This window comes from Methylobacterium sp. J-077, assembly GCF_022829365.1.
Classification (GTDB): domain Bacteria; phylum Pseudomonadota; class Alphaproteobacteria; order Rhizobiales; family Beijerinckiaceae; genus Methylobacterium.
Genome location: NZ_JAKSYJ010000043.1, coordinates 1 through 4978 on the forward strand (window position 1 = coordinate 1; position 4978 = coordinate 4978).

A 4978-nucleotide genomic window follows, 5' to 3' on the forward strand; every position below is an offset into this window, starting at 1 on the left:
CGCCCTCGTCCTTGTGGTAGTCGTATGAGCCGCTCGTGCGCGCCGTCTGGGCACCTTGCACCAGCTTGATCGCCGATTGCGGGATGCCGGCGGCGACAAGCTTGGCCTGAGCGGCTTGCGCCTCAGCCGGGCGATCGAACAGCGCGGTGATCGTCTGCGTCATGGTGTTGTCTCCTGTGTGGAAGGGGGATCGATCTGTTCGCTGGCGTGGCCGTCCGGGCTCACGCGTTCGACCACGGCGCGCTGCTTACGCAGCGTCACCGGGACCTCGACGTCCTCATCCGCGGAGCTTCGGCGGACGTGCATTTCTTCCTTCAGGACGAGGCGCTTCTCGACGACGAGGATCTCTTCGAGGACGGGAATGACGGTCACCCCGTTCTCCTCGCGGATCACCGGGGGCACCTCGCCCTCGGACAGCGTCCGGTTGACCGGCACCCTGGTGACCTCGACCGTTTGGCTGCGCAGGCTCTCGCGCAGGACCTGATCGACGGTCTCCGTCCGGGTCGAGACCCGCACCCGCCCGGTCTCCACCGCCTGCTTGTCGATGCGAGCGGTCTCCTCGATCAGCGGGAGGACCACCTCCTCGCCCACAGTGACCTCCGCCGTCTCTACGCTTTGCGTCCGTGAGAGCTTCGGCTGGCTGGCGGCGGGATCGCTCATGATCAGATCCGACGCTGGGTCGTGGCGGTGATGCCGGTGTGGCTCACCACCGGATCGACCGCCGCACCGCGGCCCGCGAAGAAGGCGGCCAGTGCGCCGAGGATCAGCGCTAGGGCGCCGTAGAGCGCACCATGTGAGCCGGCGCGGGCGGCGGCATCGGCCGCCTGCTTGGCCTGCTCCTTGGTCTTCGCGACGGTGTCATTGAACTGCTGCACGTACTGCGCAACCTGGGTCCGGGCCTGATCGACCGGGATGCCCTGGGCCTTGGCCAACGCCTGGGCCGCCTTCTCCTGGGCGTCCTTCTGCTGGGCTGCGTCACCGGTCACCGCGGCGCGCATGGCGCTGACGGCGGCGTTCTTCAGGGCTTCAGGGTCATTGCCGGTGCCATTGCGGACCTGGCTCTCGATGTTCGAGAACGGGTTGTCCATGCCCGGCAGCGACGGGGCCGCGGCCTGTGCGGCGGTCTTCACCGAGCCGCCGAAGAGGTTGCCGGCGCCGCCCAGCGTACTCGACACCGCGCTCGACGCGCCGCTGACGATGCCGCCGACCGCCGAGGACAACAGGTAGACGATGACCAGGGTTGAGACCGCCCAGGCGATCAGCCCGTGATAGGCGGTGGTGGTGCTGGCCGGCTTGCCCGAGAGGCGCCCGGCGAGCCAGCCGCCGGCGGTGGAGGCGAGGATGCCGGAGATCACGAACCAGATCCCGGCGCCCGAGGACAAGCTGCCGGCGGTGGGCGTGCCGTTGCCGGCCGGGTCGACGGTCGAGAGCCCGATCCCGAGCCCGACCATGTTCAGGATGACCTGGGCGACCAGCGCGATCACAGCGCCGGCAATGACCGCCCCCCAGGAGATGGAGTGCAGCGCCATCGTGCGCATGTCCTCCGCAGGGGAGACCGCACTGGCGGTGGGGAGGTCGCGGTCGTAGGCCGCGCGGGTGGTGTCAGGTGATAACGCCATGGTCGGTACTTTCAGTTCAGTGTGGTTCGATCTTCGGCCTGAAGTCGGCGGAAGCGGGTTTGGCTGGGCTTAGAGCACCCAGCGGCCGATCAGGGCGTGGTCGAGCCGCCGCCCGACCACCACACCGACGACGGTGACGGGCAGATCTGTCGAGGTTCAGCCCCGCGACGCCGGGCTGACCGAACTGGTTGCCGGCCGTGTGTCAGCTCGCGCTCCAGCATCACGAGCGGGTCGAGCGCTTGCGTCTTGGCTCGGGGTTGGACGCCGCGTATGCCGCCTCGATGGCAGCGATCTCGGTGGCGGCTTCCGCCTGGATCGCACGGTCGCCCTCGATGATGCCGATGGCTTCCTTGATCAACGCCCGGATATGGTCGGGCGAGAGCACCTTCCGACGCCCGGCCACACGGATCTCCTCACATCAACCCGCCGGGATGATCTTCCGAGATGCTCGTATGAGCAGAGCTACCACCGTGTAATCAGGCGATTTAGTAGAAGTTCCGACGAATTACATAAAGTACATTTGCACCAAGTCGGCTTGGTAGTTCTGTCACGGTTTTCGTCGGTCTCAGCGCCGGTGACGCGTGTTCGGCCCGATGCCGCGCTCCTGCGCCCACACCACCACCGCGCTGCGGCGGTTGACCCCAAGCTTGCGGTACAGCCCTGAGACATGGTTGCGCACCGTGTTCGGTGACAGCTTCAGCTCGGCGCCGATCTCCCGATCGGTGGCGCCCTGGCAGATCCGCGTGAGCATGTCCTGCTCGCGGATCGTCAGGTTCTCGACCCCGGGCGACGTCCGACCGGAGCGTGTCGGGTGGCGCAGGGTCGCCAGCTTATCGATCACCCCGTGGCTGAACCACGACGCGTCTGCCATCACCGCTTCGATGGCGGTGATCAGTTCGCGCTCCGAGCGCTTGCGGGCGGTAATGTCCTGTAGAACGCACAGCACGCAGGCCTCGTCGTTGATGCTCACCCGCTCCGCGGAGACGAGGCAGTCGATCTCGGCGCCCGCCGCATCCTGCAGCACGGCCTCGAAGCCGCGCACGCTGCCGAGCCGCTTGAGATCGCGGGAGAACTTGCGCTGCTCGGCGCGGTCGACCCAGAGCGCGAGGTCAGCGAGCGACTGGCCACCCGCAGCCTCGGGGGCATGACCGTAGGTGGCGACAAAGGCTTGGTTGACGCTGGTTATCCTCAGCCCGTCCGCATCCATCAACGCGCTCGGCACCGGCGAGAGGTCGAACGCCTTGGCGAAGCGTTCCTCGCTGTAGCGCAGGGCCATCTCGGCCTTCCGGCGATCCTCTAGGTCGGCGAAGGTGAACAGCATGCACGGCTCGATGCCGCCGGGGCCCGGCATCTCGATGGCGTGCCCGGCCACGATCACGTAGCGGCCCTTCCCACAGGGGGTTGCGAGCTGAGCCTCCATCTGTGGGATGGTGCGTCCCTCATGCAGGCGATGGATCGCCATCTCGCGCCGCTCGGCCTCGCGCAGCAGGTCGATCTCGCAGAACGTTCGGCCGAGGACATCATCGCGATGGTACCCGGTGAGGTCGAGGAAACCGTGGTTGACCCGCACGAAGCGCAGATCGGCGATCCGGCAGATGATCGCCGGGGCTGGGTTGGCATTGAACATCCGCTCGAACCGGGCCTCGGCCTGGTAGCGCTCGCTCACGTCCTGCATCACCAGGGCCAGGCCGTTGGGCGTGCCGGCCGCATCGGTCGTCACCAGGCTGCGGATGCGGTGCATCCACCTGTGTTTGGGATCTCGCTTGGGGATCAACTCGACCACGACGTCGCGGAACACCTCGCCAGCAAGCACCCGGTCGAGCGGATGCTGCAGCGGGCCGATCTCGCGATGATTGCGGTAGTGCAGCGTGAAGTTCGCGCGGTACTCGGACACGGTGGCGCCGAGATCGCCGACATCTGTCACCCCATGCATCATCACGGCGGCATCGTTCGCGTAGGCGATGGTTTGATCGGGCTCGATCAGGATCACGCCCTCGGACAGGCCGGCCACGATCTGCCGCATCTGCAGGTGATGAACCGCATCGGCCATCGGCGTATCTCCATCCGAAGCGCCAACGCTCGAATGCGAGGAAAAGCTCAGATTGCCGCGTCTGAGTGTCCCTTATCTCGCCGATCGCCCTGGATGAACTGGTCGAGCAGGTCTCAGACCAAGAAACTACGCCTCTAAGCGTGAGAAGGATTTGTTACACACAAGTTGCAGTTTAGGCCGGCGGCTTCCGGTGAGAAACATGACCTCGACCGTGCCTTCATCCATCGTCGTGACGTGGAGGCGGTAGCCCATATTCGTCGCCAGCATACGCGCTTGGTCCAGTGTACTGGCGGCCAAGGTCATCGTGAACTCGGCTACGCCCGATGCGAGTTGAGCCGCGAGGAGACCGATTTCAACACCTTCGTCGAAGGTCTCGTCGCGGCCAGCAAACCGCAGGCGCAGACCGGGCACGACGTGGATGTGGCGCATGGCTAGTCCCTCTGGACACCTCGCAGTGCACAACCGATGTGGTTAACGTCGCGTTAGCGGCGGTGTGCTCTCGAAAGATCCAAAATCTTGCGCGACCGCTACGAGGTTGGAGCAGCTTCTCGAACCCGGGCGACACGCACGGTCTCAGAACGCCGCTTTATGTGAAGGCAGCGCTAGGACGGAGGAGTCGACGAGCCGCGCGTCTTGAGTGCGGTCCTCACCTTCGCCAAGCCCGCAGAGGCGACATCGGCATAGGGGCAGATCCGTGCCATTTCGCCGGCCCGGCGGCGCGCCGTGTGCGGCTTGGCTAGCAGCGGCCCTGTGGCGAGCGCGTCGAAGTAGGCTATCCAGTACCGAGGCTTCATGGGCCTTGGATCACTCGATTTTAAACTCTTCGCTGACGGCATGGTCGTTTCCGATCGGCAAGCTGCATACCGCAAACATCCTACCAAAGGGGTGAACGCGGCCTCAATCGCTCGAGCCGATAACAAGCGGCCAAGTTCCAACGGCAGCGTTCCAAGGATCTTGCCCTATTGGAACGGCCACGTTCCAGCGGGATAGTTCCAGTCAGCGAGCCCTACTGGAATGCAACGGCAGGTAGCGCGATCAGTTGTGTACGAAAAACGATCGTTTTCCTGACGCCCATGGCTGCATGTGGCAGCGTCCGAAAAGGGTGGATTTCCGCCTGTCTGCTTTCGGGCAACGATCGATGGATGCGGACATCGCCTCCGCGCCCGCACACGACCCCTTGCGGAAGGTCGGACGGTCTGCTTCGGGGCACTCTACGACAGAGAGCCCTGCGATTGGATCGCGTGGGAAGTGGTCGTTGCGGCCTTTCCAACGGGAAGGTCCTATCTCTCCCCCGCAGAGGAGATGAATT

General features: G+C 65.3%; 5 protein-coding genes. All 5 read right to left on the bottom strand.

Annotation, left to right across the window (positions count from 1 at the left end; translation table 11 throughout):
- Window positions 1–159: 159 nt before the first annotated feature.
- Window positions 160–660: a YsnF/AvaK domain-containing protein gene (locus MKL11_RS02240; RefSeq protein WP_243939876.1), complete on the bottom strand. Its 501-nt coding sequence runs from the start codon at window positions 658–660 to the stop codon at window positions 160–162.
- Between the two features lie 2 nt (window positions 661–662).
- Complete coding sequence (locus MKL11_RS02245) at window positions 663–1619, bottom strand: PhnA-like protein (protein WP_409565799.1); 957 nt, start codon at window positions 1617–1619, stop codon at window positions 663–665.
- 220 nt (window positions 1620–1839) lie between these two features.
- A complete protein-coding gene (locus MKL11_RS02250; protein WP_243939879.1) occupies window positions 1840–2022 on the bottom strand; it encodes a hypothetical protein in 183 nt (60 codons plus the stop codon).
- 162 nt (window positions 2023–2184) lie between these two features.
- Window positions 2185–3669, bottom strand: a complete 1485-nt coding sequence (locus MKL11_RS02255) for a PAS domain S-box protein (protein ID WP_243939881.1) — start codon at window positions 3667–3669, stop codon at window positions 2185–2187.
- Between the two features lie 126 nt (window positions 3670–3795).
- Window positions 3796–4098: a hypothetical protein gene (locus MKL11_RS02260; RefSeq protein WP_243939883.1), complete on the bottom strand. Its 303-nt coding sequence runs from the start codon at window positions 4096–4098 to the stop codon at window positions 3796–3798.
- Between the last annotated feature and the right edge of the window lie 880 nt (window positions 4099–4978).

Coding starts and splice junctions, on each gene's coding strand:
- MKL11_RS02240 (WP_243939876.1), bottom strand. CDS start 660: ATGAGCGATCCCGCCGCCAGCCAGCCGAAGCTCTCACGGACGCAAAGC.
- MKL11_RS02245 (WP_409565799.1), bottom strand. CDS start 1,619: ATGGCGTTATCACCTGACACCACCCGCGCGGCCTACGACCGCGACCTC.
- MKL11_RS02255 (WP_243939881.1), bottom strand. CDS start 3,669: ATGGCCGATGCGGTTCATCACCTGCAGATGCGGCAGATCGTGGCCGGC.
- MKL11_RS02260 (WP_243939883.1), bottom strand. CDS start 4,098: ATGCGCCACATCCACGTCGTGCCCGGTCTGCGCCTGCGGTTTGCTGGC.